29 protein-coding genes are annotated in these 26,811 nt (G+C 63.4%); 14 read left to right on the top strand and 15 right to left on the bottom strand.

The features are described 5' to 3' along the window. Positions 1–31 precede the first annotated feature (31 nt). The 6 genes from N6L26_RS12735 to N6L26_RS12710 form a co-directional block, all read right to left on the bottom strand. The gene (locus N6L26_RS12735) at positions 32–484 is read right to left on the bottom strand and encodes a MaoC family dehydratase (RefSeq protein ID WP_263605925.1); all 453 of its coding nucleotides are present in this window, start codon (positions 482–484) and stop codon (positions 32–34) included. After that, complete coding sequence (locus N6L26_RS12730; RefSeq protein WP_263605924.1) at positions 484–1,902, bottom strand: aldehyde dehydrogenase family protein; 1,419 nt, start codon at positions 1,900–1,902, stop codon at positions 484–486. The genes N6L26_RS12735 and N6L26_RS12730 overlap by 1 nt, the downstream gene beginning before the upstream one ends. 25 nt (positions 1,903–1,927) lie before the next feature. Beyond that, positions 1,928–3,007, bottom strand: a complete 1,080-nt coding sequence (locus tag N6L26_RS12725) for a CaiB/BaiF CoA transferase family protein (protein ID WP_263605923.1) — start codon at positions 3,005–3,007, stop codon at positions 1,928–1,930. 27 nt (positions 3,008–3,034) lie between these two features. Then, positions 3,035–4,201, bottom strand: coding sequence for an acyl-CoA dehydrogenase family protein (locus N6L26_RS12720; RefSeq protein WP_263605922.1), 1,167 nt, complete (start codon positions 4,199–4,201; stop codon positions 3,035–3,037). Between the two features lie 267 nt (positions 4,202–4,468). Next, complete coding sequence (locus tag N6L26_RS12715) at positions 4,469–6,448, bottom strand: TonB-dependent receptor plug domain-containing protein (RefSeq protein WP_263605921.1); 1,980 nt, start codon at positions 6,446–6,448, stop codon at positions 4,469–4,471. A 34-nt stretch (positions 6,449–6,482) separates the two neighbouring features. Beyond that, positions 6,483–7,103, bottom strand: coding sequence for a cation transporter (locus N6L26_RS12710; protein ID WP_263605920.1), 621 nt, complete (start codon positions 7,101–7,103; stop codon positions 6,483–6,485). Positions 7,104–7,170: 67 nt separating this feature from the next. Here N6L26_RS12710 and N6L26_RS12705 point away from each other — a divergent pair, with 67 nt between their 5' ends. After that, on the top strand, positions 7,171–7,569 hold the full coding sequence (locus N6L26_RS12705) for a MerR family transcriptional regulator (RefSeq protein ID WP_263605919.1): 399 nt from the start codon (positions 7,171–7,173) through the stop codon (positions 7,567–7,569). A 215-nt stretch (positions 7,570–7,784) separates the two neighbouring features. On the opposite strand, the gene N6L26_RS12700 is transcribed toward N6L26_RS12705, so the two are convergent. Next, entirely contained in the window at positions 7,785–8,792 is a 1,008-nt protein-coding gene (locus N6L26_RS12700) for a rod shape-determining protein (protein ID WP_263605918.1), read from the bottom strand. Positions 8,793–9,060: 268 nt separating this feature from the next. Between N6L26_RS12700 and rnk the strand changes: the two genes are divergently transcribed. After that, positions 9,061–9,456 (top strand): nucleoside diphosphate kinase regulator, encoded by a 396-nt coding sequence (rnk, locus tag N6L26_RS12695; protein WP_263605917.1) that lies wholly within the window; start codon positions 9,061–9,063, stop codon positions 9,454–9,456. A 61-nt stretch (positions 9,457–9,517) separates the two neighbouring features. Here rnk and N6L26_RS12690 read toward each other — a convergent pair whose 3' ends face one another. Genes N6L26_RS12690 through N6L26_RS12680 form a run of 3 tightly spaced genes read right to left on the bottom strand, consistent with a single transcriptional unit; the run spans position 9,518 to position 10,729 of the window. After that, on the bottom strand, positions 9,518–9,796 hold the full coding sequence (locus N6L26_RS12690; protein ID WP_263605916.1) for a DUF1971 domain-containing protein: 279 nt from the start codon (positions 9,794–9,796) through the stop codon (positions 9,518–9,520). Positions 9,797–9,798: 2 nt separating this feature from the next. Next, the gene (locus N6L26_RS12685; RefSeq protein WP_263605915.1) at positions 9,799–10,257 is read right to left on the bottom strand and encodes a hypothetical protein; all 459 of its coding nucleotides are present in this window, start codon (positions 10,255–10,257) and stop codon (positions 9,799–9,801) included. Then, positions 10,250–10,729 (bottom strand): group III truncated hemoglobin, encoded by a 480-nt coding sequence (locus N6L26_RS12680; protein WP_263605914.1) that lies wholly within the window; start codon positions 10,727–10,729, stop codon positions 10,250–10,252. Before N6L26_RS12680 ends, N6L26_RS12685 begins: the two co-directional genes overlap by 8 nt. A gap of 80 nt (positions 10,730–10,809) precedes the next feature. Here N6L26_RS12680 and N6L26_RS12675 point away from each other — a divergent pair, with 80 nt between their 5' ends. After that, a complete protein-coding gene (locus N6L26_RS12675) occupies positions 10,810–11,244 on the top strand; it encodes an RrF2 family transcriptional regulator (RefSeq protein WP_263605913.1) in 435 nt (144 codons plus the stop codon). A gap of 324 nt (positions 11,245–11,568) precedes the next feature. On the opposite strand, the gene N6L26_RS12670 is transcribed toward N6L26_RS12675, so the two are convergent. Beyond that, positions 11,569–12,237, bottom strand: a complete 669-nt coding sequence (locus N6L26_RS12670) for an OmpW/AlkL family protein (RefSeq protein ID WP_263605912.1) — start codon at positions 12,235–12,237, stop codon at positions 11,569–11,571. Positions 12,238–12,378: 141 nt separating this feature from the next. On the opposite strand from N6L26_RS12670, the gene N6L26_RS12665 reads away from it, so the two are divergent. The 10 genes from N6L26_RS12665 (at position 12,379) to hemN (ending at position 22,510) form a co-directional block, all read left to right on the top strand. Continuing rightward, complete coding sequence (locus tag N6L26_RS12665; RefSeq protein WP_263605911.1) at positions 12,379–13,080, top strand: helix-turn-helix domain-containing protein; 702 nt, start codon at positions 12,379–12,381, stop codon at positions 13,078–13,080. Between the two features lie 79 nt (positions 13,081–13,159). Next, positions 13,160–14,833: a cytochrome-c oxidase, cbb3-type subunit I gene (ccoN, locus tag N6L26_RS12660; protein ID WP_263605910.1), complete on the top strand. Its 1,674-nt coding sequence runs from the start codon at positions 13,160–13,162 to the stop codon at positions 14,831–14,833. Positions 14,834–14,846: 13 nt separating this feature from the next. Continuing rightward, positions 14,847–15,611 carry a cytochrome-c oxidase, cbb3-type subunit II gene (gene ccoO / locus N6L26_RS12655; protein WP_263605909.1) on the top strand — a complete coding sequence of 255 codons (765 nt, stop codon included), beginning with the start codon at positions 14,847–14,849 and terminating at the stop codon, positions 15,609–15,611. Next, a complete protein-coding gene (locus tag N6L26_RS12650) occupies positions 15,608–15,772 on the top strand; it encodes a cbb3-type cytochrome c oxidase subunit 3 (RefSeq protein WP_263605908.1) in 165 nt (54 codons plus the stop codon). The genes ccoO and N6L26_RS12650 overlap by 4 nt, the downstream gene beginning before the upstream one ends. Beyond that, positions 15,762–16,673, top strand: a complete 912-nt coding sequence (gene ccoP, locus N6L26_RS12645) for a cytochrome-c oxidase, cbb3-type subunit III (RefSeq protein WP_263605907.1) — start codon at positions 15,762–15,764, stop codon at positions 16,671–16,673. Before N6L26_RS12650 ends, ccoP begins: the two co-directional genes overlap by 11 nt. Next, complete coding sequence (ccoG, locus tag N6L26_RS12640) at positions 16,660–18,243, top strand: cytochrome c oxidase accessory protein CcoG (RefSeq protein ID WP_412071331.1); 1,584 nt, start codon at positions 16,660–16,662, stop codon at positions 18,241–18,243. The genes ccoP and ccoG overlap by 14 nt, the downstream gene beginning before the upstream one ends. Further along, the gene (locus tag N6L26_RS12635) at positions 18,243–18,689 is read left to right on the top strand and encodes a FixH family protein (RefSeq protein ID WP_263605906.1); all 447 of its coding nucleotides are present in this window, start codon (positions 18,243–18,245) and stop codon (positions 18,687–18,689) included. The genes ccoG and N6L26_RS12635 overlap by 1 nt, the downstream gene beginning before the upstream one ends. Then, entirely contained in the window at positions 18,686–20,809 is a 2,124-nt protein-coding gene (locus tag N6L26_RS12630; protein WP_263605905.1) for a heavy metal translocating P-type ATPase, read from the top strand. Before N6L26_RS12635 ends, N6L26_RS12630 begins: the two co-directional genes overlap by 4 nt. Then, positions 20,806–20,958 carry a cbb3-type cytochrome oxidase assembly protein CcoS gene (ccoS, locus tag N6L26_RS12625; protein WP_263605904.1) on the top strand — a complete coding sequence of 51 codons (153 nt, stop codon included), beginning with the start codon at positions 20,806–20,808 and terminating at the stop codon, positions 20,956–20,958. The genes N6L26_RS12630 and ccoS overlap by 4 nt, the downstream gene beginning before the upstream one ends. Positions 20,959–21,196: 238 nt before the next feature. Next, positions 21,197–22,510 carry an oxygen-independent coproporphyrinogen III oxidase gene (gene hemN / locus N6L26_RS12620; protein ID WP_263605903.1) on the top strand — a complete coding sequence of 438 codons (1,314 nt, stop codon included), beginning with the start codon at positions 21,197–21,199 and terminating at the stop codon, positions 22,508–22,510. A 65-nt stretch (positions 22,511–22,575) separates the two neighbouring features. Here the strand turns inward: hemN and N6L26_RS12615 are convergent, their stop codons facing one another. The 4 genes from N6L26_RS12615 to N6L26_RS12600 all read right to left on the bottom strand — a co-directional run bounded on the left by N6L26_RS12615 (position 22,576) and on the right by N6L26_RS12600 (position 25,773). Then, entirely contained in the window at positions 22,576–23,295 is a 720-nt protein-coding gene (locus N6L26_RS12615) for a carbonic anhydrase (protein ID WP_263605902.1), read from the bottom strand. Positions 23,296–23,311: 16 nt separating this feature from the next. Beyond that, a complete protein-coding gene (locus N6L26_RS12610; RefSeq protein WP_263605901.1) occupies positions 23,312–24,292 on the bottom strand; it encodes a calcium/sodium antiporter in 981 nt (326 codons plus the stop codon). Further along, positions 24,289–25,479, bottom strand: a complete 1,191-nt coding sequence (gene nhaA / locus N6L26_RS12605; RefSeq protein WP_263605900.1) for a Na+/H+ antiporter NhaA — start codon at positions 25,477–25,479, stop codon at positions 24,289–24,291. Before nhaA ends, N6L26_RS12610 begins: the two co-directional genes overlap by 4 nt. A gap of 87 nt (positions 25,480–25,566) precedes the next feature. Continuing rightward, the gene (locus N6L26_RS12600) at positions 25,567–25,773 is read right to left on the bottom strand and encodes a YdcH family protein (protein WP_263605899.1); all 207 of its coding nucleotides are present in this window, start codon (positions 25,771–25,773) and stop codon (positions 25,567–25,569) included. Between the two features lie 104 nt (positions 25,774–25,877). On the opposite strand from N6L26_RS12600, the gene N6L26_RS12595 reads away from it, so the two are divergent. Next, on the top strand, positions 25,878–26,798 hold the full coding sequence (locus N6L26_RS12595) for a hydrogen peroxide-inducible genes activator (protein WP_263605898.1): 921 nt from the start codon (positions 25,878–25,880) through the stop codon (positions 26,796–26,798). The last annotated feature ends 13 nt before the right edge of the window (positions 26,799–26,811 follow it).

Raw genomic sequence — 26,811 nt, 5'->3', positions numbered from 1 at the left:
CAAAAGGTTACGCGCGCGGAACGGGACGGTGTCAGGCGGGTCGCTTGTTGAGCAGCGCCGAGCGTTCGCAGCGGCACACCACCTCGCCGCGCTGGTTCACGGCTTCGTGGAGGAAAGTGACGATGCCTGCATCGGGACGCGACTTGCTTTCGCGCAGGCCGATTACCTCGCTGGTGGCATGCAGCGTATCACCGATAAAGACGGGTTTGGGCATGACCAGCTTGTCGTAACCGAGGTTGGCCACAAGGGTACCCAGCGTGGTGTCACCGACACTGAGCCCCACCATCAGCGAGAAGGTGAAAGTCCCGTTGACGAGAATCTGCCCGAACTCGCTCGCCTTGGCCGCTTCCGCGTCGAGATGGAGCGGCTGCGGATTGTGCGTCATGGTGGTGAAGAGCAGATTGTCCGTCTCGGTCACGGTCCGGCGGATCTCGTGGGTCAACGTATCGCCGACCTGCCATTCGTCGAAATACCGGCCCGCCATCAGCCGTGCCCCATCACGGCTTTGACTTCGAGAAAGTCGTGGAAGCCCCATTCGCCCCATTCGCGGCCATTGCCCGACTTCTTATAGCCCCCGAAGGCGGCGTTGAGATCGTAGCCGCCGTTGATCGCCACGCGGCCCGCGCGAATGCGCTTGGCAAGGCTGCGGGCGAGTTCGATGTCCTCGCCGGTGATCGCGCTGGCGAGGCCGTATTCGGTGTCGTTGGCGATGCGGATCGCGTCGTCGTAATCCTCGTAGCCGAGGATGCACAGCACGGGGCCGAAGATTTCCTCGCGCGCGATGGTCATGTCGTTGGTGACATCGGCGAAGACGGTCGGCTTGACGTAGTGGCCGGTCTCCAGCCCCTCCGGCTTGCCGGGGCCGCCCGCAACCAGCGTCGCGCCTTCCTCGACGCCCTTCTCGATCAGGCCCTGAATCTTGTCCCACTGCGCGCGGCTGACCACTGGGCCGATCGCGGCATTGCCCTTCGGATCGCCGGGGATGACGCCCTCAGCGGCTTCCTTGGCTGCGGCCTTCGCCTCTTCCATCCGCGCGTGCGGCACCAGCATGCGGCTGGGCGCGGTGCAGGTCTGGCCCGAATTGCCCATCATCGCGGCCGTGCCCTTGGCGACCGACTGGGTGAAAGCGGAATCGTCGAGCACGATATTGGGGCTCTTGCCGCCCAGTTCCTGCGCGACGCGCTTGACGGTATCGGCGGCGTTCTTGGCGATCGCGATGCCTGCGCGGGTCGAGCCGGTGAAGCTGACCATATCGATATCGGGATGCCCGCTGATCGCTTCGCCCACGCCCGGCCCGTCGCCATTGATCAGGTTGAAGACGCCCGCGGGAACACCTGCCGCATGCATGATCTCGGCGAAGATATGGGCGTTGAAGGGCGCGATCTCGCTGGGCTTGAGCAGCATGGTGTTGCCCGTCGCCAGCGCGGGGAAGACCTTGCAGGCGATCTGGTTGAGCGGCCAGTTCCACGGGGTGATCATGCCGACCACGCCGACCGGCTCCCACACATGCAGCGTCGGCCCATCCTGCCGCTCGAACGCGAAGCCTTCGAGGATCTCGATCGCCTTCTGGCAATGGCCCGCAAGCAGGCCGACATGCGGCCCGCTGGCGAGGCTCATCGGCGCGCCCATTTCATCGCTGACCGCGCGCGCGAGATCTTCCTTGCGGGCCTCGATCTCGGCCTGGATCGCGCGCATGACGCGCAGGCGTTCCTCCTTCGAGGTCTGCGACCAGCTATCGAACGCGCGCCGCGCGGCAGCCACCGCCTTGTCGACATCGGCGGCGCTGCCGAAGCTGATATGGCCGATGGTCTTCTCGGTAGCGGGGTTCTCCACCGCAACGGTGTTTTCGTCGACCGGGTCGACCCACTGGCCGTCGATATAGAACTGGGTGCATTCGCGCATCGGAAACTCTCCTTTGCGCGCGCCTCTAGCTCTCCTGACGCCAGCGCGCCACCACCTCTTCGCCATCCTGCGCGCTGTCGCGGATCGTGTTCGGCGTGCGGTCGAACCGCGGCGCGGGCGCAGTATGCCAGCGCCCGTCCTTTTCGACGAAAGCCTCGCGCGCCTTCATGTGCGGATGGTCCTTGGCATGGTCGAGCGGGACGACGGGCGAGAAGCAGGCGTCGGTTCCTTCGAGCAATGCGCACCATTCGTCCTGCGTCTTCGTCACGAACAGCGCCGCCAGATCCTCGGCATAGCTATCCCAATTCGCCGGGTTCATCTGGGCCTCGCGCAAATGCGAGGGCGCATCGGCACGCTGGAGCAGCTCGGCATAAAATTGCGGTTCGATCGCGCCGACGCTGATCTCTTTCCCGTCCTTGCAGGTATAGCAGCGATAGAAATGCGCCGCCCCGCCCAGCAGGCCAGCGCCGCGATCCACCGTGCGCAGCGCGCTGTGCGGCTGACCGTAGAAGAAGCTCATCAGGCTGGTCACGCCATCGACAATCGCGGCATCGACTACCTGCCCCTTGCCGCTGCGTTCGCGTTCGAACAACGCTGCGAGCACGCCCATCGCGCAATACATCGACCCACCACCGAAATCACCGACGAGGTTCTGCGGCGGCACGGGCAGTTCGCCGCGCTTGCCGATCGCGTCGAGCGCTCCGGTGATGGCGATATAGTTGAGATCGTGGCCTGCGGCCTGCGCCAGCGGGCCCTCCTGCCCCCAGCCGGTCATCCGCGCATAGACCAGCCGCGGATTGGCCGCGAGCATGTCCTGTGGGCCCAGCCCGAGCCGTTCCATCACGCCGGGGCGGAACCCTTCGACCAGCACATCGGCATGCGCCAAGGCCTGCTTGACGAACGCCTTGCCCTCATCGCTCTTGAGATCGACCGCCGCGCGGTGACGCGCGCGCTCGACCACCGGGTTCATTGGCTGGTGGCCTGCGCGCTCGATACGCACCACTTCGGCACCCATGTCGGCCAGCATCATGCAGACGTGCGGCCCCGGACCGATACCCTGGAATTCAACGACCTTGAGGCCGGTCAGCGGACCGTTGCTCGACATTTCTCTCTCCTTGGAAACGTATGTGTTCTAGAAACTCTTGGGAAGGTCCAGGACATGCGTGGCGACATGGCTCAGGATCAGATTGGTGCTGATCGGCGCGACCTGGTAGAGCCGCGTCTCGCGGAACTTGCGCTCGATGTCGTATTCCTCGGCAAAGCCGAACCCGCCGTGCGTCTGGATGCACATATCGGCGGCGAACCAGCTGGCCTCGCTCGCCAGCATCTTCGACATGTTCGCTTCGGTCCCGCCGGTTTCGCCGGCATCGAACATGCGCGCGGCCTTAGTGACCATTTCGGCGGCTGCGGATAGTTGGACATAAGCGCGCGCAATGGGGAATTGGACACCCTGGTTCTCGCCGATAGCGCGGCCGAACACGCTGCGGTCTTTCGCATAGGCAGCCGCGCGGTCGATGAAGAAGCGCCCGTCGCCGATGCATTCGCTGGCGATCAGGATGCGTTCGGCATTCATGCCCGACAGGATGTAGCGGAAACCCTTGCCCTCCTCGCCGATCAGCGCGCTGGCCGGCACCCGTAAATCGTCGAAGAACAGTTCGGTGGTGGCATGGTTGAGCATGGTGCGCACCGGGCGGATCGTCAGCCCGTTGCCCACCGCCTCGCGCATGTCGACCAGCAGCACGCTCATCCCGTCGGACGGCTTGGCGCATTCCTCGCGCGGAGTGGTGCGGCACAACAGCACCATCAGGTCCGAATGCTCCGCACGGCTGATCCAGATCTTCTGGCCGTTGACCACGTAATCGTCGCCATCGCGCTTGGCGAAGGTGCTGATCCGCGTCGTGTCGGTGCCCGCCCCCGGCTCGGTCACCCCGAAGGCCTGCAGCCGCAATTCGCCGCTGGCGATCTTGGGCAGGTATTCGCTCTTCTGCTTGTCCGAGCCATGCTTGAGCAGCGTGCCCATGGTGTACATCTGCGCATGGCAGGCACCGCCGTTCGATCCCGAACGGTGGATTTCCTCGAGCACCGCGCACGCCGCCTCGAGCCCGAGGCCCGAGCCGCCATATTCCTCGGGAATCAGCACCGACAGGAAGCCGGCCTCGGTCAGCGCGCTGACGAATTCGCTCGGATAGGCGCGCTCGCGGTCGAGCTTCTGCCAGTATTCACCGGGGAACCGCGCGCACAACCGCCGCACCGCTTCGCGGATTTCCGGAAAGGTCTCACTCAAATGTCCGTCTCCCATTGCAACCTGTTTGGCGCGGGAAGACGGCTTTGGCAACGGATGTAAGAAAACTGGATGCCCTGTGGGTACCCGGCCGAGGAGGGAACGCTCCGAGTGTCGCCGCGTGGGACGGATCGAGACCGTCTGGTAGTGCGATCGGACAGCAGAAAGCAGCGATCCGCGTCATCGACTGTGAGTCCGGATATGGCCGCTCGCGGTCGGTCGCTCCTGATCAGGCGGTAGATGTACGCTGCCGGAGGTTTCGGCTGGCGCGAGCCATGGCTCTGCTCAGTGCCCGCCGAACCGAAGGCGGATCCCGCCGTTCAGAATGAAGCCCTCGAGAGGCGCCCAGGCATCGACGGTCCACTGCCCGCTCGCGGCGCGTTGCGGGAGCAGCAGCGGATCGTATTTCGTCTGGCGAACGTCGAGCAGGTTCTCGGCGTTCGCGAAAAGGCTGACTTTACCAAGCGTAATCTCGCCGAGAATGCCGAGATGCAGGTAGGGGCGCGAGCGCGTACGGTAGGGATTGTCGTCGAGGGCCTGTTCGCCGGTGTAATAGGCCTCGATCCCGATCCGGCCCTTGCCGTGCTCTTCCCACATCCCGACGAGACCCGCCGTATGCTTGGGCGTCAGCGGTGCGGCGCGGCGGCCGGCACCCGACGGATCGGGTTCGCTCGCATCGACGAACACATAACTGCCGGTGACCGTGAAACCGTCCTGCTTGAAGCGGAGCAATACCTCGGTCCCGCGAACCCGTGTGGTGCCATCGATATTGACCAGCTCGACTCTGTCGGGGCCAATCTCGCGAAGCCGCGATGCGTTCTCGATATCCGCACCGAACAGCGTCAAGTTGGCTTCCCAAGGGCCATCGGCGTAACCGACATCGAGCGATGCGGTTTTCGCGGTTTCGGCTTCGAAGCCCCCTAGCGGCTCGAGCCGGGAGAGGCCTGCCGCCTCGATTTCATCGACAAAGGGAGAGGGGGCGAAGAATCCTCCGCCGAACGATCCACGAATGGTCCAGTTGCCCGGACGGTAGAGTGCGGAAAGCCGCGGGCTGAACTGCGTTCCAAATTCGTCGTGGAAATCGACACGCGCGCTCGCTGCCAGCGTCAGGTCCAGCGTCGCTTCGTGTTCGACCTGCGCGAAGATGCCCGGCACATCGTAAGTGTAATCGAATGCCGGGAAAGTCTCGGACCGGAAGCCATCGGACTGGAAGGCGACGCCGCCGACCCAGGAGGTTGCGCCGCTGCTGCTCGAAACCGAGGCTTCCCCGAACAGGCTCGTGTGGCGATCATCCTCCGTCACGTCGCCAAAGCGGTGGAGATGGTCCTGACGCATGGCCGATGCGCGCAAATTCAGCGTAGCGAGGTCCGACAGGGGCGTCTGCGCGACAACACCTGCATCGAGGCGTTCGGTATCCTGCGTCTGGCGAAAAGCCGTGCCATCGGGCGCGGCCCTGCCGGGCAGCGTGCCCCCTATGCGGTCTTCCGTCATCGCGCCGACGGTGAGATAGACCGACGAACCGTCATCGCCGTCCCACTGGAAGCGCGGTCTGGCCGTCAGCCGATCGTAGGCGGCCATGTCATACCAGCCATCACCGTCGAGGTCTTGCCCGCTCTGGCGATGCGCCCCCACAGTGAGCGAAAGGCCCGAATTATCATCCAACGGACCGGCGGCATAGGCGGTCACGTCCTGTCCGTTGCGGGTCGTGGCGTTGCCAAGGACTTCGGCTTCGAACGCGTCGCCGGGCCGTTTGGAGATGAGGTTGATCACGCCGCCCAGTGCCGAGGCACCGTAAAGCGCCGAGGCCGCACCCTTGATGACCTCAACCTGCCCGAGATCGGTCGGCGGGATCTGCAATAGCCCCAGCGATGCCGCCTGCCCGCCATAGAGCGGGAGGTTGTCGGCCAGCAGCTGGGTGTATCGGCCCTCGAGCCCCTGGATGCGGATATTGGCAGCACCGAGAGCCGGCGACGTGACCTGGACGCGCACGCCGCCGGTCTCGTTAACGAGCATCGCGATATTGCCGGGACGCATGATCGCTTTTTCCTCGATTTCCTCGCCTGCGATCACTTCGACCCGGATCGGCTCGTCCTGCACCCTGCGACCCGAACGCGTGCCCTGAACGATAATGGCCTGTGTCTCTTCCCCTTCTTCATGGGCATGTTCATCCTCGCCTGTCGGCGCATCCTGCGCGAACGCCGGCATCGAGAGAGTGAACGGCGAAGCGGAAGCGAAAAGCAGCGCAAGGCGCAGGGCATTGGTCACGGTCGGTCTTTCTTTCAGAGTTGAATGCGGAAGATCACTGGTGCGCGAGTTCGCGGCGGGCATGCCCGAAGACCTCGGCGGCGCCCCACAAGGCCAGTCCCGCCATAATGGTGGCTACCAGAAGATCGGGCCATGCCTGTCCGGTTCCGAACACACCGAACGCTGCGCCAAGCACGGCCAGGTTGCCGATCGCGTCATTGCGCGAGCAAATCCACACCGAGCGCATGTTGGCATCGCCATCGCGGTAGCGGAACAGCATGAGCGCGACGACAATGTTCACGATCAACGCGAGCGTCCCGATCACACCCATTGTCTGGGGTTCAGGATTCGATCCAGCGACCAGACCGTAGATGGCATAGCCAATCACCCACAGGCCGAAAGCAAGCATCGTGGCGGCCTTGAACAGAGCCGCCTTGGCACGCCAGGCCAACACCATGCCGGCAACGCCGAGGCTGATGGCGTAGTTGGCGGCGTCGCCGAAGAAATCGAGGGCATCGGCCTGGAGCGAGCGGGAATCCGCTGCAACGCCAGCGACGATCTCGACAACGAACATCGCCGCATTGGCGATGAGTGCGACCCATAGGATCGCGCGCCAGCGTGGATTGTTGTGCGCATCCTGGTCGGGTTCGGATGTTTGGCAGCAGGATTTGCCCATGCCGCGCTCCTTGCAACGTTCGAGTCGCGGAGACATATGCACCCTGTAGCAACTACAAGGTCAAGCGATGCGTATCGGCGAACTGGCACAGGCAACCGGCACCAAAGCCGAGACGATCCGCTATTACGAGCGGGAGGGCATTCTCCCGCCCGCCGACCGGACCGAAAGCAATTACCGCGACTACTCCGACGAGCATCTGGAGATGCTGACATTCGTTCGACGAGCCCGCGAGCTTGGCTTCAGCATGGCGCAGGTGCGAGAATTGCTCGCGCTGTCCGATCACGAGGACAAGCCATGCGAGGACGTCGACCAACTCGTCCATCAGCAAATGGTCGAGGTCGAGCGCAAGATTCGCTACCTCACTTCGCTTCGCGATGAACTTGGACAGATGCTGCGGTCGTGCAAGGCCAACAAGATCGGCGAGTGCAAGATCGTGGAAAGCCTGGCGCGCCGAGAGATTGGATAGACGAGGAGGGGGCGATGGTGCCGACTCGAGCCGGTAGCGCCCGGTTCCTCCGCCAGACTGGAAGCCGCCGCCAAAGCCTGACCTCATGACGTCCGGCGGGAAACGCAAGTGAGGGTCGATGAAAACACAGCAGTTCTGACCCTTGCCGAACGCGAGATGGAACAGTCTCTAGAAGTGTTCTGCATCAGCGACAGAGATTAGCGAAGCTCTCGAGATCAGGCAGCGCGCTCCTCCATCAACCGCATCAGACCACGCGAAACGCAACCGGAAGGATCGTTGGCAATGGCGACCGGAATACCGCATTCCGCGGTGATCGCCTCAGCCAGGAAACGCGCGCAGGTCCCGCCGCCCGTGGCGACAACGCGCTCGCTCAACAGGTCAGCAGCAAGATCGGGAGATATCTCGCCCACCACCAGCCGGGCGGCATCTGCGAAACGACCGAAGTGTCGCTTCAGCACCGGATTGAACTCGGTGACCGACAGGGTCAAAGTTCCGGGAAGGCCGTTGTGCAATGACCGCCCTTTGATTTCCACTTCCGCGTCTTGGGCACCATCTTTCGCGAGATGCTTCTTCAGCGTTTCGGCGGTGATTTTGCCGATGAGGAAATGATGCCGCAGGTGGAGGTGTTCGATGAGGGCCTCGTCAAGGCTCAGCCCCCCCAAACGTACGGAGCGTGAACGACAATGCCCGTCAATCGAGAAAACCGCGATCTCGGTCGTTCCCGCCCCGCATTCCACAACCATGGAAGCACGGGCTTCGCGAACGGGCAGTTCCGCCCCGATAGCCGCTGCAAAAGGCTCGCGCACCAATTCGATCCGCCCGAAGCCGGCATCGTCTGCGGCAACAAGAAGTGCGTTCGCCTCCGCCTTCGTGGCGTCCGCGGGAATGCCGATCATGGCCGGGGGGCGTCCCCTACGCTTCTTGCCGACCACCGAAGCCAGTCCATGTGCAAGCAAAGCGGTGGCTGCTTCCATATCCTGAAGAACGCCGCGGGCGAGAGGACGGCGGACCACGTGGTTCCCGGGAACCCGATCAATCATCGCCAGGACGTCTCGGCCTGCTGCAATCAGTTTCATCTGACCGGCCGTGTTCTCGTAATAGCACAAGGATGGTTCGTCGAAGACGACCCCTTCGCCTCGAACCATGATGCGCATATTGGCAGTGCCGAGATCGATCGCGAGATCTGGCCCGCGCCTGGATCCGAAGGAAGGAAAGTTCATCATTTCCTGCCGATAGGCGTTCCGGACTCGAAAGTCTCGGACTAGTCGATGAGGCGATTGCTACGTTGCGATTTGACTAGATCAGAGTTCGCGCCCACATGTGGCTCATGGTCTTTTCGCCGCACATCGACCGACACTTCGCGCACGCAGGTCAGCTGCCCGCACGGGCGGACGCCTCGTCTCGACGGCCGTGATCCGGTCCGGGGCGAGGCTCCCGGACGATCGACAGCCCTGCCGCGATACTCTTGCGGCTCTCAAGCGAGTTACAGAAATGACCACCTCCCAGAACGGCGAAAAGCCGACCATTCACGTTATCGATACCGAAGCCGACGCACTCTACGAACTGGCGATGTCTATTGAGGAACGCAGTCCAGATGTAGCTGGAAAACTGTGCGAGGAACTGGACCGCGCAATTGTCGTGGCGGCCGAAGGCTTGCCGTCCGATGTCGTGGCCATGCAATCTGAGGTCGAATTCATCGACGAGCGGTCGGGCGATCGGCGCCAGGTCCAACTGGTCTGGCCACGCGATGCTAACTTGGACCAGAACCGTCTCTCCGTGTTGACGCTCGTGGGTGCCGGTCTCATCGGGATGCAGGCTGGCTCTGCGATCAACTGGCCCGATCGTTCTGGTAAGGAGCGCCGTCTGCGGATCGTCGAAGTGCGATAGCCGGCACGAATGGATCGAATGGTCGGCTGTTCACCTCGTCCTTTGCGCTCTCTGAACTCGCTCAACGATAAAATTCGACCTTAAATTGAACGTCGCCAATGGGCCTGACGAAATGCACTTGTCGAGGCTCGATAACGATGTGTTCGCCCGTTTTTATCGCACGTTTCTGATCCGGCGCTCCCGGAACGTGATAGGCGAGGTGGCCAGCGATCACGCATAGCTTGCCCCACACTCCAGCCTTGAGGTCGTGCTCCGAAGTAAGCTTATCAGGTACCGTCTGCTGGTTAAAAACCGGCGTTTCCGAATATTTGCGGACATCATCTGGCAAATTTTTCGTCATGCCTATGCTCCGATACCGATCAGGACGGTAATTAAAAGGATCCCGATGCCGAACAGGGCGACCGCGAGCGGCACGATCAATACCTGGCCGTAAACCGCTCTTTTGTCCATCAAGCCGGTCCAGGTATCGAGCATCTGGCCCTGTTCGAGCGGCGATGTGGCTTCTCTCCCAGCCTGGCGCGCGCCGATCCTCGCCACCCCGAAATAGACCGCAGTGTAGAGGACGGAAATGACGATGGCGAAGCGCGCGGCGCTACTGCCGCCGGTCGCGGCGAAGATGGCTGCGAAGAATACCGCATAGCAGGACAGCATCGCCGTCCAAACACCGCGCGGCAGCTGGAACCCCGCATTCTGTGGCGCGACGGGTGGTGCTGCCAAGGGGTGGAGTATGCTCTCCAGAGGCTGAAGCTCGGTCTCCAGGTCGGCTTCCCGTTCGGCTAATATCGATCGTTGTTCAAACATGGGGGAGGTCCTTTCCTGCTGTGGATCCGGAGAGACCTTCTCGCCGGATCGAGATCCCGGTGAGAAGGCTGTCGGCGATGGAGCGCGCGCGTTCGGCGACGAGCGCGACGCCCTTGGGTTGGGGTCCGAGTGCATCCAGAGTTGCGTAGAAAAGCTCGAGCCAGCGCACGAAGTGAGACTGCTCAAGACCAGTGATCGCCATGTGTTTGGCCATCGGGTTTCCCGAGAACTCACCGCTGTTAAAAAGAATGGAGCGCCAGAAGGCTTTCATCCGCTCGAGATGTTGGGGCCAGTCAGAAATGCGCTCGGCGAAGATTGGAGCGAGCAGCTCGTCCTCCCGAACATTGGCGTAAAAACGCTCCACCATGAGCGACACGAACCGCTCATCGACGCCAAGTGCCACCGCCTGCGCGCGCTTTGCTGCTCTTGCGGCGTGGACTTGTTCGCGGGACTTCTCGGCGAGGGTGGACATGTTCGACTCTTTCAAAGCGGTATTTGATATGCCTGTTATAGCGCCTTGGAGCGAAAATCAATATATGATATACCTGTTTTATGCAGTTGAACCTGAGAACTGATTATGCCTTGCGAATGCTCATGGCGCTTGCCGCCAAGGATGAGGTGGTTTCGATCGATTGGATGGCCGATCACTACGACATTTCGCGCAATCATCTCGCCAAGGTCGCACAAGACCTGGTCGCAGCAGGCTATGTCGTATCGCTGCGGGGACGAGGCGGCGGACTGCGACTTGCGCGGCCGCCGGCAGAGATAAACGTAGGCGACGTCGTCCGGAGCATGGAGAACCTCACGGGCTTCGTTGCCTGCATGGGCGGAAAGGAAAAGTGCGTGATAGATGGTGCGTGCGGCCTCAAGCCCGCGCTAGCGGGCGCTATCGAAGCCTTTTTGACGCACCTCGATCAGTTCGATTTGGCACAGATTACTGTGTCGCAGGCACGCCTGCTTCAGCGATTGGATCCGGAGCGAGCCTGAGCCAAGTACTCTTCGCTTCCACTTCGCAATCAGACAAGTCCCTCGTCGGTGGCCAGAGCGGAGCTGTCGGTCCGCTTTCCGGTATCTGCAACCCGGCTCGAACGGCAGGGAAACAGGCCGCAAAGCTGCCCGGCAGAACCTAACCGAAGCAGCTAATCTGGCATCGAGCCGACGATGGACTGCGCGCTACTGGCTCGAAATTCTCAAATAGGCGACCGTCAGTTAGCGATTGGATCCTGCCGCAAGGATCGCGCGCCCGGCTAGAGAGCTAGCCGGGCGCGCTGAGTTCCTCGCCGTTTGGAAGCGTGCCTATTCGATGCCCGATCAGAACCGATAGGCTACGCCGGCGCTCAATACCCACGGGTCGAGCTTGTGCTCGGTCTCGATTGCCAGCATATCGCCGACATACCAGCGCGCGGTCGTGTCGACGAAGTAGCGCTTCGCGTCGATCGTCAGGCCCATGCCGCTATCGCCGAGCGCGATATCGGTACCCGCCTGCAGCACGAGGCCGAATTCGTCCGACAGCGTGGTGCGCGTCACACCAAGCGGAATGGTGTCCGCACCCGGTTCGACATCGACCCACCAGAAATAGGTGGCCCCGGCACCGAGATAGGGTTTTACGCCGCCGAGATCGAAATGGTACTTCGCCGTGAAGGTCGCGGGGATGACCTTGGCGTCGGACACCAGTTCGGCACCCGGCAGGCCGGCCACCGCATCGACATCGTGCTGGGTCACGCAGCAGATCGTCTCGATCGAGAAATTCGGCGTGGCGAAATATTCGATTGCCAGCGTGGGTACGAAATTGTCGCTCGCCTTGGTCTGCGTGGTGGCAGGAAGGCCCACGATATCCGTGTTGATATCGGTGATCTTGCCATCGGGCGCGACATAGGTGCCGAGCAGCTTTAGCTGCACTTTACCTTCGTTTTCCGCGGCCTGGACAGGCGCAGCCAACATTGCCGTACCGGTCAGCGCAGCCACCAGAAACTTCTTCATTCGATTGTCCTCGAGCGCCGCAGTGGCCGCCCAATGCAGCCCAGGGTTGTTGCAGCGCTGGGGCGGCTTTGAAGCGAAAGTTTCTTGTCGGCATTGATCTAGATCAAGGAAGTGTCGGCCCATCGGGGCGAGAGCGGTTTCATGATCACATCAACCGATCCCTTCCAGCGTTTTGCCCACCGGATTCTTCCTGCGGATCTACCGGATTCCGTGTTTTGCCGGTTCAAGTCGCTTTCCCGGTCAAGCCAGCTCGCCAAGGGGCATGCGCTGGGATTCGCGGGCGCGGGTCAGCAGATCGTCTTCGTCGTCAACGGGGCCACCAAGCTGGTTGCGCACGCGTCGGAGTCGCGCGACCAGATCGTTGCCTTCCAGTTCGCCGGCGAGGTTTTTTCCGTGCCGGATTCCGACAATTACTCCTACTCGGTCAGCGCGCTCAGGGATTGCGACATTCTAGCTTTCGACTCGGCGCGGTTCCTCCGGCTGGCATCGGGCGAGGCGGGGGTCCTGCACCATTTGCTGGATAGCACCTCGCGCTCACTGCGCCGGTGCCGCGAGAAGACGATCGCGCTGGGACGCAAAACGGCCGGCGAGCGGGTCGCTGTGTTCCTGATCGGGATGGCGGACCGGATCGGCGTCGAGCAGGGCGATCGACTGTTTCTGGAATTGCCAATGTCCCGCCGGGACATCTCGGACAGCATCGGCCTCACTATCGAGACCGTCAGTCGGCAGCTATCCAAGCTGAGGGACGACGGGGTGATCGAGACAGTGGGCCGCTCGGGCGTGATTTTGAACGCCTTGGAAAGCCTTCGCGACCGGGCGGGATTCCTGCGCGAGGCCGCATGATTTCTTTTCCAAATTTGATCTGGATCAATGCCCTTCGCGGGATACCCGCTTAACTCCCTGCAAAAGGACGGAGAAATCTATGCAAGCGGAAACTGCGCTGGGCCGTGTGGGCCTGTGGTTCCTTGTAATGCTCATCGCGATGGCGGCGGCAGTTGGCGCGGCGGACAGCGGTTTCGCGGCGCATGCCTGGATCATCGCGGCCCTGGGTTTCGTGATGATCTGGGTGAGCGCATCGCGGTTCGACCCGCTGGGCAAGGCGAGGGGCTTTTTCAAGCTCCCCGACGGCCCCTCTCGCTATGACGACGATCCCATCCGCTGGGGTGTCATTGCCACCATGTTCTGGGGAATCGCGGGCCTTCTGGCTGGCGTTTTCATCGCTGCACAGCTGGCTTTTCCGCAGCTCAATTTGGAACCTTATTTCAATTTCGGCCGACTGCGCCCGCTGCATACCAGCGCGGTGATCTTCGCCTTCGGTGGCAACGCGCTGCTGGCGACCAGCTTCTACGTCGTGCAGCGCACCTGCCGCACGCAGCTGGCCTTTCCCAACCTCGCGCGCTTTGTCTTCTGGGGCTACCAGCTGTTCATCGTCCTGGCGGCAACGGGCTACCTGCTCGGCATTACCCAGTCGAGGGAATATGCCGAGCCTGAGTGGTATGTCGACCTGTGGCTCACGATAGTCTGGGTCGCCTATTTCGTCGTCTTCGTCGGCACGCTGGCGAAGCGCAGGGAACCGCATATCTACGTCGCCAACTGGTTCTACCTCGCGTTCATCGTGACGGTAGCGATGCTGCACATCGTCAACAATCTGGCGATCCCGGTCAGCCTGCTGGGGGCCAAGAGCTACAGCGCCTTTGCCGGGGTGCAGGATGCGCTGACGCAGTGGTGGTACGGCCATAATGCGGTCGGCTTCTTCCTCACCGCGGGCTTCCTGGCGATGATGTACTACTTCGTCCCCAAGCAGGCGGAGCGCCCGGTCTATTCCTACCGACTGTCGATCATCCACTTCTGGTCGCTGATCTTCCTCTACATCTGGGCGGGACCGCACCACCTGCATTACACCGCACTGCCCGACTGGGCGCAGACGCTGGGCATGGTGTTCTCGGTTATGCTGTGGATGCCGAGCTGGGGCGGCATGATCAACGGGCTGATGACCCTCAACGGCGCGTGGGACAAGGTCCGCACAGACCCGATCATCCGCATGATGGTGATGGCGCTGGCTTTCTACGGCATGAGCACTTTCGAAGGGCCTATGCTGTCGATCAAGAGCGTCAACAGCCTGTCGCACTACACCGACTGGACGATCGGCCACGTGCATTCGGGCGCGCTCGGCTGGAACGGCATGATCACCTTCGCCTGCGTCTATTTCCTCGTGCCCCGGCTGTGGAAGCGCGAACGGATGTATTCGCTGCGCATGATCAACTGGCACTTCTGGCTCGCAACGATCGGCATCGTTTTCTACGCCGCTAGCATGTGGGTCGCGGGCATCATGCAGGGGCTGATGTGGCGCGAATACGGGCCCGACGGCTATCTGGTGTGGTCCTTCGCCGACAGCGTCGCTGCCATGTTCCCGATGTATGTCATGCGCGCAGCGGGCGGCCTGATGTACCTCAGTGGCGCTCTCATCATGTCCTACAACATCTGGATGACGCTGGCCGGAAAGCAGCGCGTCGAAGCACCGCTGAACGACGCTGCCTACGATCCCGAAGCGGATCGCCCGATCGTCAATCAGCCCAGCGCCGTTCCGGCCGAATAGGATCACGCAAGTCATGACCGATCCCGTCGTCGAAGAAACCGTCAAGGGCCACAAACGGCTCGAGCGCAACATCACCCTGCTGGCCATCGGCACTTTCGTGACCGTCGCCATCGGCGGTCTGGTGCAGATTACGCCATTGTTCTATCTCGACAATACGATCGAGGAGGTCGAGGGTGTGCGTCCTTACACCCCGCTCGAACAGGCCGGACGCGACATCTACATCCGCGAAGGCTGCTACGTGTGCCACAGCCAGATGGTCCGTCCGTTCCGCGACGAGGTGGAACGCTACGGCCACTACAGCCTGGCTGCCGAAAGCATGTACGACCATCCGTTCCAATGGGGCTCGAAGCGCACCGGGCCTGATCTCGCGCGCGTAGGCGGCCGCTATTCGGACGAATGGCACGTACAGCACCTCGAGAACCCGCAGAGCGTGGTGCCCGAAAGCGTCATGCCGCAATACGGCTTCCTCAAGGAAACCAAGCTCGACCTCGGCGATCCGGAAGCGACCATGATCGCCCTGATGCGGGTGGGCGTACCCTATACCGAGGAAGACCTCGCGAATGCCGAAGCCGATCTGCTCGCGCAGGCGGACCCCGATCGCGACCCGGGCGATCTCGCCACCCGCTATCCCAAGGCGCAGATCCGCGATTTCGACGGCGATCCCGACAGGATAACCGAGATGGACGCGCTCATCGCCTATCTCCAGATGCTCGGCACGCTCGTCGATTTCGACAGTGCCGCGCCGCTCGAAGAACTGGCCGAGGAGAAGGGCCGATGAGCATTTACGAAACCCTGCGCCACTTCGCCGACAGCTATGCGCTGGTGTTGATGCTGGCGCTGTTCGTCGGGCTGTGCGCCTGGCCGTTCCGGCCCGGTGCGAAGAAACGCAACCGTGACGCTGCAAACCTGATCTTCGAAGGGAAAGCCGATGGCGAATAAGCGCATCGACCAGCCGACCGGCACGCCCACCGTCGGCCATGAATGGGATGGCATCGAGGAACTCGATACGCCCTTGCCGCGCTGGTGGCTGTGGACCTTCTACCTGACGATCGCTTTCGCGGTGGGCTATGTGATCGCTTATCCCGCCTGGCCGATGATCGACAGGGCGACCGAAGGTGTGCTCGGCTGGTCGAGCCGGGGCGAACTGGCGAAGGAAATGAGCGCTGCCGATCAGGCGCGCACCACCGTGAGCGAACAACTCGCGCGTATTCCGGTCGAACGCCTGCCCGATGATAGCGCGTTGATGCAGCAGGCAATTGCCGGCGGCGCAGCCGCGTTCCGCGTCAATTGCGTACAATGCCATGGTTCGGGCGCGGCGGGCAGCCAGGAACTAGGCTATCCCAATCTCAATGACGACGACTGGCTGTGGGGCGGCGATCTCAAGGCGATCGAATATACGCTTGCGCATGGCATCCGGCAGGATGGTGACGACGAGACGCGCAGGAGTGTCATGCCGCCCTTCGCTGGCGCGTTCGACACCGACCAGCTCGATGCGCTGACCGATCATGTCCTCGCGTTCAGCGGCAAGGCCGCGAGCAATCCGGTGGGCGCACAGCTCTATGCCGACAATTGCGCCGCCTGCCATGGTATCCGCGGGGAAGGGGACCGCGCGCAGGGCGCGCCCACTCTCAACGATGCGATCTGGCTGCGGGGCAGCAGCCGCGAGGCGATCAAGCGGCAGATCCTCAATCCGCGGATGGGCATGATGCCCAAATGGGAAGGCCGGCTCGATCCGGTGACGCTGAAGATGCTGGCGGCCTATGTACACTCGCTCGGGGGAGGTGAAGACTTCGTGGAAGTTGCCGAGGATCCCGAGGTAGCGGTCGATGAACAACCCTGAGGACACCAGCCCCCCGGGAGAACGCGACTGGTCGGTAGTCGTCGAGGACGGCATCGCCAAGAGCAACGAGCCGGTTTCGAGTGCGGTTGCCGATCCCGCGGCGACCATGCGGCGGCACGAGCCACACGAACCTGCGCGCGAGCACCTGCCCGAGCGGCTCTACGAGCCGCGTAAAGCAGTGCATAACAAGCGGATCGATGGGCCTTTCCGCCGGTTCAAATGGCTGGTGATGCTGGTCACTCTGGGGATCTACTACGCCACGCCGTGGATCCGTTGGGACCGCGGCCCTTACGCGCCCGATCAGGCGGTGCTGGTGGATCTCGCCAATCGCCGCTTCTACATGTTCAGCATCGAGATCTGGCCGCACGAATTCTACTTCGTAGCCGGATTGCTGATCATGGCGGGGATAGGCCTGTTCCTGGTGACCAGCGCCGTGGGACGTGCATGGTGCGGCTATGCCTGCCCGCAGACGGTGTGGACCGACCTGTTCCAGCACGTCGACCGCTTTGTCGATGGGGATCGCAACGCGCGCATCCGCCTCGACGCGGCACCATGGACCTGGAGCAAGGTGGTTCGCCGCGCTTTCAAGTGGAGCATCTACCTGTTCATCGGTTTCTGGACCGGCGGCGCGTGGATCATGTATTTCGCCGATGCGCCCACGCTGGTCCAGGATTTCTGGCGCGGCGAAGCGGCACCGGTTGCCTACATAACGGTCGCGGTGTTGACGCTGACCACGGTCACGCTGGGCGGCTTCATGCGCGAACAGGTGTGCATCTACATGTGCCCCTGGCCACGCATCCAGACGGCAATGATGGATGAAAAATCGCTTCTGGTGACCTACAAGGACTGGCGCGGCGAGCCGCGCGGAAGTGTCAAGAAGGCGGCGAAGAACCCCGACCGGTTCGGCGATTGCATCGATTGTACCCAGTGCGTGCAGGTGTGCCCGACCGGGATCGATATCCGCGAAGGTCCGCAGATCGGGTGCATTACCTGCGGACTGTGCATCGATGCCTGCGACCGGGTAATGAACGATATCGGGCGCCCGCGGGGTCTGATCGACTATGCCACGCTCGAAGATTGCGAGCGCGAGGCAGCCGGAGGCGCCGTGAAATCGCCCTGGCGCACCTTGCTGCGGCCGCGAACGATCGCTTACTCGATGATCTGGGCGGGGATCGGCGGAGCACTGGTGTTCGCGCTGGGCACGCGCAGCCATACCGAACTGACCGTGGCCCCCGATCGCAACCCGCCCTTCATGCTGATGTCGGACGGATCGGTGCGCAATTCCTACACGCTCAAGATCCGCAATATGGAAAGCCGCCCGCGCGAGATGGAAATCGCAGTCGAGGGCCTCCCCGGTGCAGTCATGTGGACCGATACGATCAACCGCGGCGAGGCAGCGGCCACGCAGCGGGTGACGGTGCCCGCCGATCTCGTGCGGCAGGTGCGTGCCTATCTCGTCGTTCCCGCGGGGACCGCGCCGCAACAGTTTGAATTCCGCGTCACCTCGCTCGACAAGCAGCGCGAAACGGATGTGGTGGAAACGCGCTTCGATGCGCCGGAGGATGAATGATGCGCCGTGAATTCACAGGCCGGGACATGGCCGTGGTCATGGTCGCTGGTTTCGGCATCGTGGTTGCCGTGAATTTCTATATGGCTTCGCTCGCCATCGGCGGTTTCGGCGGCGTGGTGGTCGAGAATTCCTATGTCGCTAGCCAGAAGTTCAACGGCTGGCTCGACGAGGCGCGCGAGGGCGGCAAGCTTGGCTACGCTGTAAACATGACCCGCGCTGGCGACGGCAGGCTGGTGGTAACGACGCAGGGCGTGCCGCAGGCGGCACGCGTCTCTGCCGAATTGCGGCGTCCGCTCGGCCAGCCGCAGGACATGTCGTTGCAGCTAGAGCAGGTGGCACCGGGTAGCTATGCCTCGACCGAGACCCTCCCCTCGGGTCGCTGGATCGCGCGCGTTGCCGTCACCGATGGCAACAATCGCTGGATGGACGAAGCGGAAGTGCAATGAACGCCCCGCTCGCTCTCGATACGCAAGACAGTATGCCCTTGCGCGACAGCCGGTTCACGGTGCCGGGGATGCGCTGTGCCGGGTGCATATCGAAGATCGAGCGCGGGCTGGCGAAGCTCGAAGGTGTGGATTGGGCACGGGTGAACTTCTCCGCCAAGCGTGTCGCGGTCCGCCACGACGCTCGGCTGGATGAACGCGACGTCGTAGAAGCGATCGCCGCCATCGGGTTCGAGGCCCAGCCCGTGGCGGACAATCCGATGGCGCGCGACGACCGCGAAGCGGCGACGTTGATGCGGGCGCTCGCGGTCGCCGGGTTCGGCATGATGAACATCATGCTGCTTTCGGTCAGCGTGTGGTCGGGTGCGGAAGGGGGCACGCGCGACCTGTTCCACTGGTTGTCGGCGATGATCGCCCTGCCGGTCGTGGCCTATGCCGGAAGGCCCTTCTTCGCGAGCGCGGCGATGGCACTGCGCCACCGGAGCACCAACATGGACGTGCCGATCTCGATCGGGGTCCTGCTGGCGACGGGGCTCAGCCTCTACGAGACCATCGCGGGCACCGGCCATGCCTATTTCGACAGCGCGGTGATGCTGCTGTTCTTCCTGCTTGCCGGGCGCGCGCTCGACGCGACGATGCGCAACCGGACCCGCGCAGGAATCGGCGCCCTGCTGTCGCGCATGGGCCGCAGCGCGATGGTGCTCGATGAAAGCGGGACGCATCGCACGGTCGCTGCGGAGGATCTCGAGCGGAGCATGCTGATGATCGTCGCAGCGGGCGAGGCGCTTGCGGCCGACGGCGTGATCGAGGAAGGCGAGACGTCGCTCGACAACGCCATGCTGACCGGGGAAAGCGCGCCGCAAGCCGCGCGGGTCGGCGACACGGTCTATGCCGGGGCAATCAACCTGGGGAACGCGGTGCGCGTGCGCGTGACGGACGCCGCTTCGGATACGGCGCTCGCGGGGATCGCGCGCCTCATGGACGAGGCGGGCCAATCACGCAGTCACTACGTTCGCATCGCCGATCGTGCCTCGCGGCTTTACGCCCCCGCGGTGCATTCGCTCGCGTTGCTGGCCTTCGCCGGGTGGATGATCGCCGGGGCGGGATGGTACCAGTCGCTGGTGATCGCGATTGCCGTGCTGATCATTACCTGCCCCTGCGCGATAGGACTCGCGGTTCCCGCAGCGCAGGTCGTGGCGTCGGGGGCGCTCGCCAGGAAAGGCCTGCTGGTCAAGGATGGCAGCGCGCTCGAACGCCTTGCCGAAGTCGATACCGCGCTGTTCGACAAGACGGGAACGCTGACCTTGGGCGAGCCGGTTCCCGAGCTGGGGCATCTTACCGACCGGCAGGCGGCGATCGCTCTGGCACTTGCCCGCACCAGCCGCCATCCGCTGAGCAAGAGCATCACCAGCGCGCTCGAAGGTCGGGGCGTCGAAGCCATCGATTTGTCCGGCGTGCGAGAAACGGGAGGCAATGGTGTCTCCGCTGTTCTTGACGGCATCCCAGTCGCGCTCACGCGCCCCGATACGGACGGCATCCGGATCGCTACGGGCCTGCGGATCGGGGACGAGGTCACCAATATCGCCTTCGACGACCCCGTCCGGCACGACGCCAAGTGGACATTGGACGAGCTTGCCGCGGCCGGGGTGCAAAGCGCAGTGGTCTCTGGCGACAGAGCGGGGCCGGTGAGTGCGGTTGCCGACGACCTGAGGCTCGAATGGCAGGCCGAACTGCACCCCGATGCCAAGCTGGCGCATATCGAAAAGCTCAAAGCGGCGGGCCGCCGTCCGCTCATGGTGGGGGATGGCATCAATGACGGCCCGGCGTTGGCCGCAGCGCATGCCTCGATAGCCCCGGCCAGCGCCAGCGATGTGAGCCAGCAGGCGGCGGATGCGGTGTTTCTCGGCAGGTCACTGCGTCCCGTCGCGCTCGCAGTCCGGGTCGCTCGCCGGACCATGCGGATCGTTCGCCAGAACTTCACTTTCGCAATCGTCTACAACGTCTTTGCCGTACCGCTGGCGCTGGCAGGCCTCGTCACGCCGCTGATCGCGGCAGTGGCGATGTCGCTCAGTTCGCTGGTAGTGGTGGGCAATTCGCTCCGGCTCGCCAGGGCGGCACGATGAGCGGCCTGGCCTTTCTGATCCCGATCGCGCTGGGCCTCGGCATGCTCGGTCTCGCAGCATTCTTCTGGGCGATGAAGAGGGGGCAGTTCGAAGACCTCGATGGCGCGGCGCAGCGCATCCTGATCGACGATGAGGAAGACGAGCTGTGACCGGCTCCGTGCTTCCGAGCATCCTCGTGCTGCTGCCGCTGGCGGTCGGGCCGCTGCCGCAGCCCGTGCGAACCATCACGGCTAAGCTGTGCAACGGGGGATCGGTGGAAATCCCCATTGATCGTAAGCCGGCACACGAGGAACCCTGTACCGTAAAGGCATGTCATGCGGGATCATGCCGCAAGAGATTTGATCTGGCGCAATGACGCGCATCGTGGGCAGCTTCAAGTAGGCCCGCATGTGGACATACTACCCCGATCTGCTTGCCAGGCCCGTGCCCCGTTACACGAGCTATCCCACCGCGGCCGAATTCGGCGCCATCGACGCCGGCCTGTATAGGCGAGCGCTGGGGGAGGTCAAAGGCGACATCTCACTCTACATCCATGTCCCGTTCTGCGAGAAGATCTGCTTCTATTGCGGATGCAACACCGCTGCATCGGGCCGCCGTCAGCGGCTCGAGACGTATCTTGCGGCGCTGCACCGCGAGATCGAACTGGTCGGCTCGCTCCTGCCGAAATCGGCGCGGATCGCGCGGATCGCTTTCGGCGGGGGTAGCCCCAACGCAATTGAGCCGAGCGACTTCGGGCGCTTGATCGATAGTCTGTTTGCGAAGCTGCCCGTGTCCGATCCAACCTTCTCGATCGAACTCGATCCGCGAACGATGACGCGGGAATGGGCCGAGATGATCGGGCAGGTCGGCATCGAACGCGCCAGCCTGGGGGTCCAGACCTTCGCGGCCCAGTGCCAGGAGGCGATCGGGCGCGTGCAATCCGAGGACTGCATTGTGCAGACCGTCGACTGGCTGCGCGGGGCGGGCGTGACGTCGCTCAACTTCGACCTGATGTACGGCCTGCCGGGCCAGTCTATGCATGATCTCGAAGACAGTTTGCAGCGCACTCGCGCTCTCGGCGCCGACCGGGTCGCGCTGTTCGGCTATGCCCACGTGCCGCATATCGTGCCACGGCAGCGGGTGATCGATGGCAGCAACCTGCCAGGCCAGCGCGAACGCTTTGCAATGGCCGAAATGGGATACGCGTATTTCGCCACGCATGGCTACACGCCGATCGGCTTCGACCATTTTTCCAAGCCGGACGGAGACCCGCTCGCCCGTGCGGCACTCGATGGGACTTTGCGGCGCAACTTCCAGGGTTTCACCGACGATCCCAGCGACATCCTACTCGGGTTGGGCGCCTCGGCGATCAGCAGCTTTCCGCAACTGCTCGCGCAGAACGAAAAAAACAGCGGCCGCTATCGCATGCTGAGTTCGCAGGGACACCTCGCGGCCGAGCGCGGCATCGTCCGCAAGCCCGACGACCGGTACCGCGCTGCGGTGATCGAACGTCTGCTGTGCCAGGGCCGCGCGCAGCTTGGGGCATGCCTCATGCGGGAAGCGAACGAGACGCTCCGCCCGTTTCTCGAACGAGGGTTGGCATCCACCGACGGGCAATGGCTTACCATCTGTACGGAGGGGCTGCCCTATGCACGAACGATCGCCGCGGCGTTCGACGTCTATCGTCAGCCCTCAACGAGGCAGTTCAGTTCGGCAGTGTGATACCGTGCAAAACCACGATCCCGAAGGGTGGTGCTGCAGGATCGGACCACCGTCGTTGAGGCTATCTAGCGATCGAAGAAGTCGACCGCTCCGGTCCCAAGATTGTAATGGGCCCCGACGACCTTCAGCTTGCCGGTCTTTTGGGGATCGAGCAGCAGCGGGTCGGTGGTGGTGCGCAAGCGGTGCACCACGCGCGACACATTGTTGCGGATCGCATGGTCGAGCATATCGCCTTCGCGGCCGCGAGCTTCGAGCACGGCTGGGATGATCGGTTCGATCATGCGGCCGATGCTGCCGGGGAAGGTAGCATTGTCGTCGACCACGGCCTTGGCCGCTTTCACCGCGCCGCAGGATTCATGCCCCATGACCACGATCAGCGGCACGCCCAGTTCGGCAACGGCATATTCGATCGATCCCAGCGCGACGGTGTCGACCGTGTTGCCCGCATTGCGGATGATGAACAGCTCGCCCAGGCCGCGACCGAAGAGGATCTCGGGCGAAACGCGGCTGTCTGAACAGGTGACATAGGCAGCAAACGGGGCCTGGCCCTGCGCGATCTCGAGCCGGCGCTTGCGTCCCACCGGTGCAGAGGTGGGGACGTCGTTGAGAAAGTTGCGATTGCCCTCGATCAGGAGGTCGAGCGCTTCGTCGGGCGACAGAGCGGTCTTGCCGTCGACCACAGGGACGAGCCGTGCGGGAGCCTGCGCCGCGGCCGTGCCGACTCCGGCGGCCATGGCACCCCCGGCGGAAGCCGCACCGGCGAGAACATTGCGTCGTGACATCATCGTAAGCTCCTTGAAGTCATGCATTAGAAACGAGGTGGGCGAGATAGGCCGCGTAACCGGCCAGCAGAGCCAGCGCGGGGATGCGCGAAATGCCGCGCAGTAGCGTGAAGCCGAGGATGATCACGGCGCTGGCGAGCACCACGCCGAGGTCGACGGGAAGCAGGTCGGCGGGGATCGCGCCGGGTGCGAACAGCATGGTCGCTCCGCCGATACCCAGCAAATTGTAGATATTCGATCCCACGACATTGCCGAAAGCGACTTCGGTCTCGCCCTTCCGCGCGGCGATCACCGAGGTGACAAGTTCGGGCAGCGAAGTGCCGATCGCCACGATCGTGAGGCCGATCAGCGCCTCGGTCAGCCCCGCCATCCGGGCAAGGTCGATCGCCCCGATAACCAGCATACGCCCGCCGCCTATCAGGACCGCAAGGCCAAACAGAATCAGCAGGATGGGTTTGGTCCAGCCATTGCGCAGGTCGTGCAGATGCGTGTCGGTGAGTTCGAGGGCCTGCGCCCGGTCGAATGGCGCATTGTGCACGCTGGCCGGCTGCGCGAGGCGTTCTTCGCGGTAGCAATAGGCGATGTAGCCCGCGAGGCAGGCAAGCAGCGCGAGGCCTACCGGTGCCGATCCCGCACCGCTCGCCACGAGGACCAGCATGATCGCGCTGGCCCCCACGGCGACAAGCGGATCCCGCCAGCGATTGGGCGAGGCGATCGCTATCGGGGTGACCAGCGCGGCCGTGCCGAGGATCAGCAGGCTGTTGGCGATATTCGAACCGGCGATATTTCCCCAGGCGATCGCCGGGGCGCCGGCCAGTGCGGCTTCGATGCTGGTCACCAGCTCGGGCGTGGATGTGCCGAGACCGACGATGACGACCCCGATTACGAGGGCGCTGACCCCGGCCTTCTCGGCCAGCGCCACTGCGCCGCGCACGAGCAGGTCGCCGCCGAGGACCAGCGCAACGAGACCCGCCGCGACAAGCAGCAGCGCGGTCGTCATGCGGCCACCTGCGCCGGTTGGTGCGGGGTAGCGAAGCGCAGTGCCACGATACCCGCGATCGCCGAGACCAGCGATCCGCCGAGCACCCCGAACTTGACCGCCGCGATCTGCTGCGGATCGGCGAAGGCGAGGTTGCCGATGAACAGGCTCATGGTGAAGCTGATCCCGGCAAGACACGAGAGGCCGTAGATATGATGGAAGCCGACGCCTTCGGGCAGCTTCGCCCAGCCGGCTCTGATCGACAGCCAGCAGGCACCGAAAATGCCCAGCTGCTTGCCGATGACGAGCCCCGCCGCAATGCCCAGCGACAGCGGCGCGAGCAGCGCGTCGAGCCCCGCACCGGCAAAGGAAACGCCGGCATTGGCAAAGGCGAAGACCGGCAGGATGAGGAAGGCGACCCACGGGTGAAGTGCATGTTCGAGCCGTTCGAGCGGGCGCTCCTCGCCCGTTGCGATAGGCACGAACAGCGCGGTCACCACGCCTGCCAGCGTCGCATGGACGCCGGACTTGAGCACGCAAATCCACAGCAGGGCCGCAAACAGGAAGTAGGGTATTGTCCGTGCGACGCCCGCACGGTTCAGCAGCAGCATGGCAGCGGCGGGAACCAGCGCCAACGCCAGCGCGGCGAGGTTCATGTTCTCGGTGTAGAAGATGGCGATGATCGCGATCGCACCGACATCGTCGATGATCGCGATGGCGAGCAGCAGGGCTTTGAGCGCGACGGGAACGCGCGAACCGAGCAGGGCCAGCAGGCCCAGCGCAAAGGCGATGTCGGTGGCGGCGGGAATCGCCCAGCCGCGCAGGTTCTCCGGCGAGCCGAAATTGGGCGCGACGAAGATGATCGCGGGGATCGCCATGCCGCCGACTGCAGCGATGATGGGCAGCGAAGCCTGCTTCCAGCTGCGGAGCTGGCCGGTCACGATCTCGCGCTTCACTTCGAGCCCGATGAGGAAGAAGAACAGCGCCATCAGCCCGTCGTTGATCCACAGCAGCAAGGGCTTGTCGATCGTGACGAGGCTGCCCGCGCTGAACGCAACCGGCGTCGCCAGCAGTTTCTGGTAATCGGGCAGCAGCGGGGAATTGGCGATCGCCAGCGCCAGCGCGGCGGCCGCGATCAGGATGATGGCGCCAGCGCTTTCGCTGGCAATGAAGGCGCGCAGGCGCTCGGCAGGGCCGATCGGGCTCATGACTGCTATTCCTTTGCAGATGGCGGATGGCGGCGACTGGCCCCTGGTCTTGGGGAGAGGGGAGGGAGCCTGGCCGCCGCCTGCGGGTCAGCCCGCGAGGCTGCGCCCGTAATAGTGGCGCTGGAGCGCGACGATCTTGTCCTTCAGTCGCAAGCGGAGGCGCTTCATCGCCTTGATGTCTTCGCTGGCGCCCAGCGCCTTGGTGGTGTCGATCAGGCGGTTCAGCGCGCGATGCTCGCGCAGGAGCTTCCGCAGATAGGGCTTCATGATCTTTTCGTCGGGCGAGCTGGTCATCGCACTTTCCTTCGTTTGTGTCCGGACAAGGTATGAGGATCGCACAGGCGATAATCCAATTCGAAACATTGCGGTAAAGCGATAAGCAATGCTAATGGGGCGCAATGGTCACCCTCAGGCAGATCGCAATCTTCGCCAAGCTCGCCGAAACCCGCAACATGGGCGAGGCAGCGGTCGCGCTGGGGCTGACGCAGCCCGCGCTGAGCCAGCAATTGCGCACGCTCGAAACCCGCCTGGGTCTGCAAATGTTCGAGCGGGTGCCCAAGGGCATGCAACTGACTCCGGCGGGCCGCGACCTCTTGGGACCCGCGCGCAGTGTGCTAAACGCGCAACGCGGGTTCGAGGATGCTGCGGATCGCGCTGCGGAGCGGTTCATCGGTTCGATCCGCTTCGGCGTTACGCCCACCATCGGGCCCTATCTAATGCCCAGCGTGATCAAGACGTTGCACCGGCGCTATCCCGATTTGCGGCTGTTCATCCGTGAGGGCATCCCCGATATCCAGCACGGCGAACTGGCGGCAGGCGAGCTCGACATGGTGCTCTCACCCTTGCCGGTCGCGGGGCATGGCCTGCATGTCGAACCCCTGTTCCGCGAACCACTCCGCATCGTCGTTCCACCCGACGATCGCCTGGATGAACGCGCCCGGCTCCAGACCGGCGACTTTGTCGGACGAACCTTCCTGACGCTTGACCATCGCCACCATTATCACCGCCAGCTCTTGGAGATTTGCACCGCTCTCGGCAGCACGGTGATGGCCGATTACGAAGGCACCAGCCTCGACGCGGTACAGCAGATGGTCGGTTCGGGGGTGGGGCTCGCGATATTGCCGGAGCTGTACATCCGCTCGGATGCTGGCGGACTCGATGTCGTGCGGATCGCGGAGCCGGCTGGCTGGCAGGAGTATCGCAGTGTGGGTGCCGCGTGGCGTCAGACCGCCGCCTTCGCCGAACTCTATGGCGAGATATCCGCTATCATCGCCAAAGAGGCGCGATCGCGGCTGACAGTTTCGTCTAAGGCGAACTAGGGACTTGGACCAT

Origin of the sequence: Qipengyuania sp. SS22 (assembly GCF_025736935.1) — a bacterium.
Classification (GTDB): Bacteria; Pseudomonadota; Alphaproteobacteria; order Sphingomonadales; family Sphingomonadaceae; genus Qipengyuania.
Note: the sequence above shows the minus strand (reverse complement) of the source record. Positions and strands in the feature narration are given on the sequence as shown.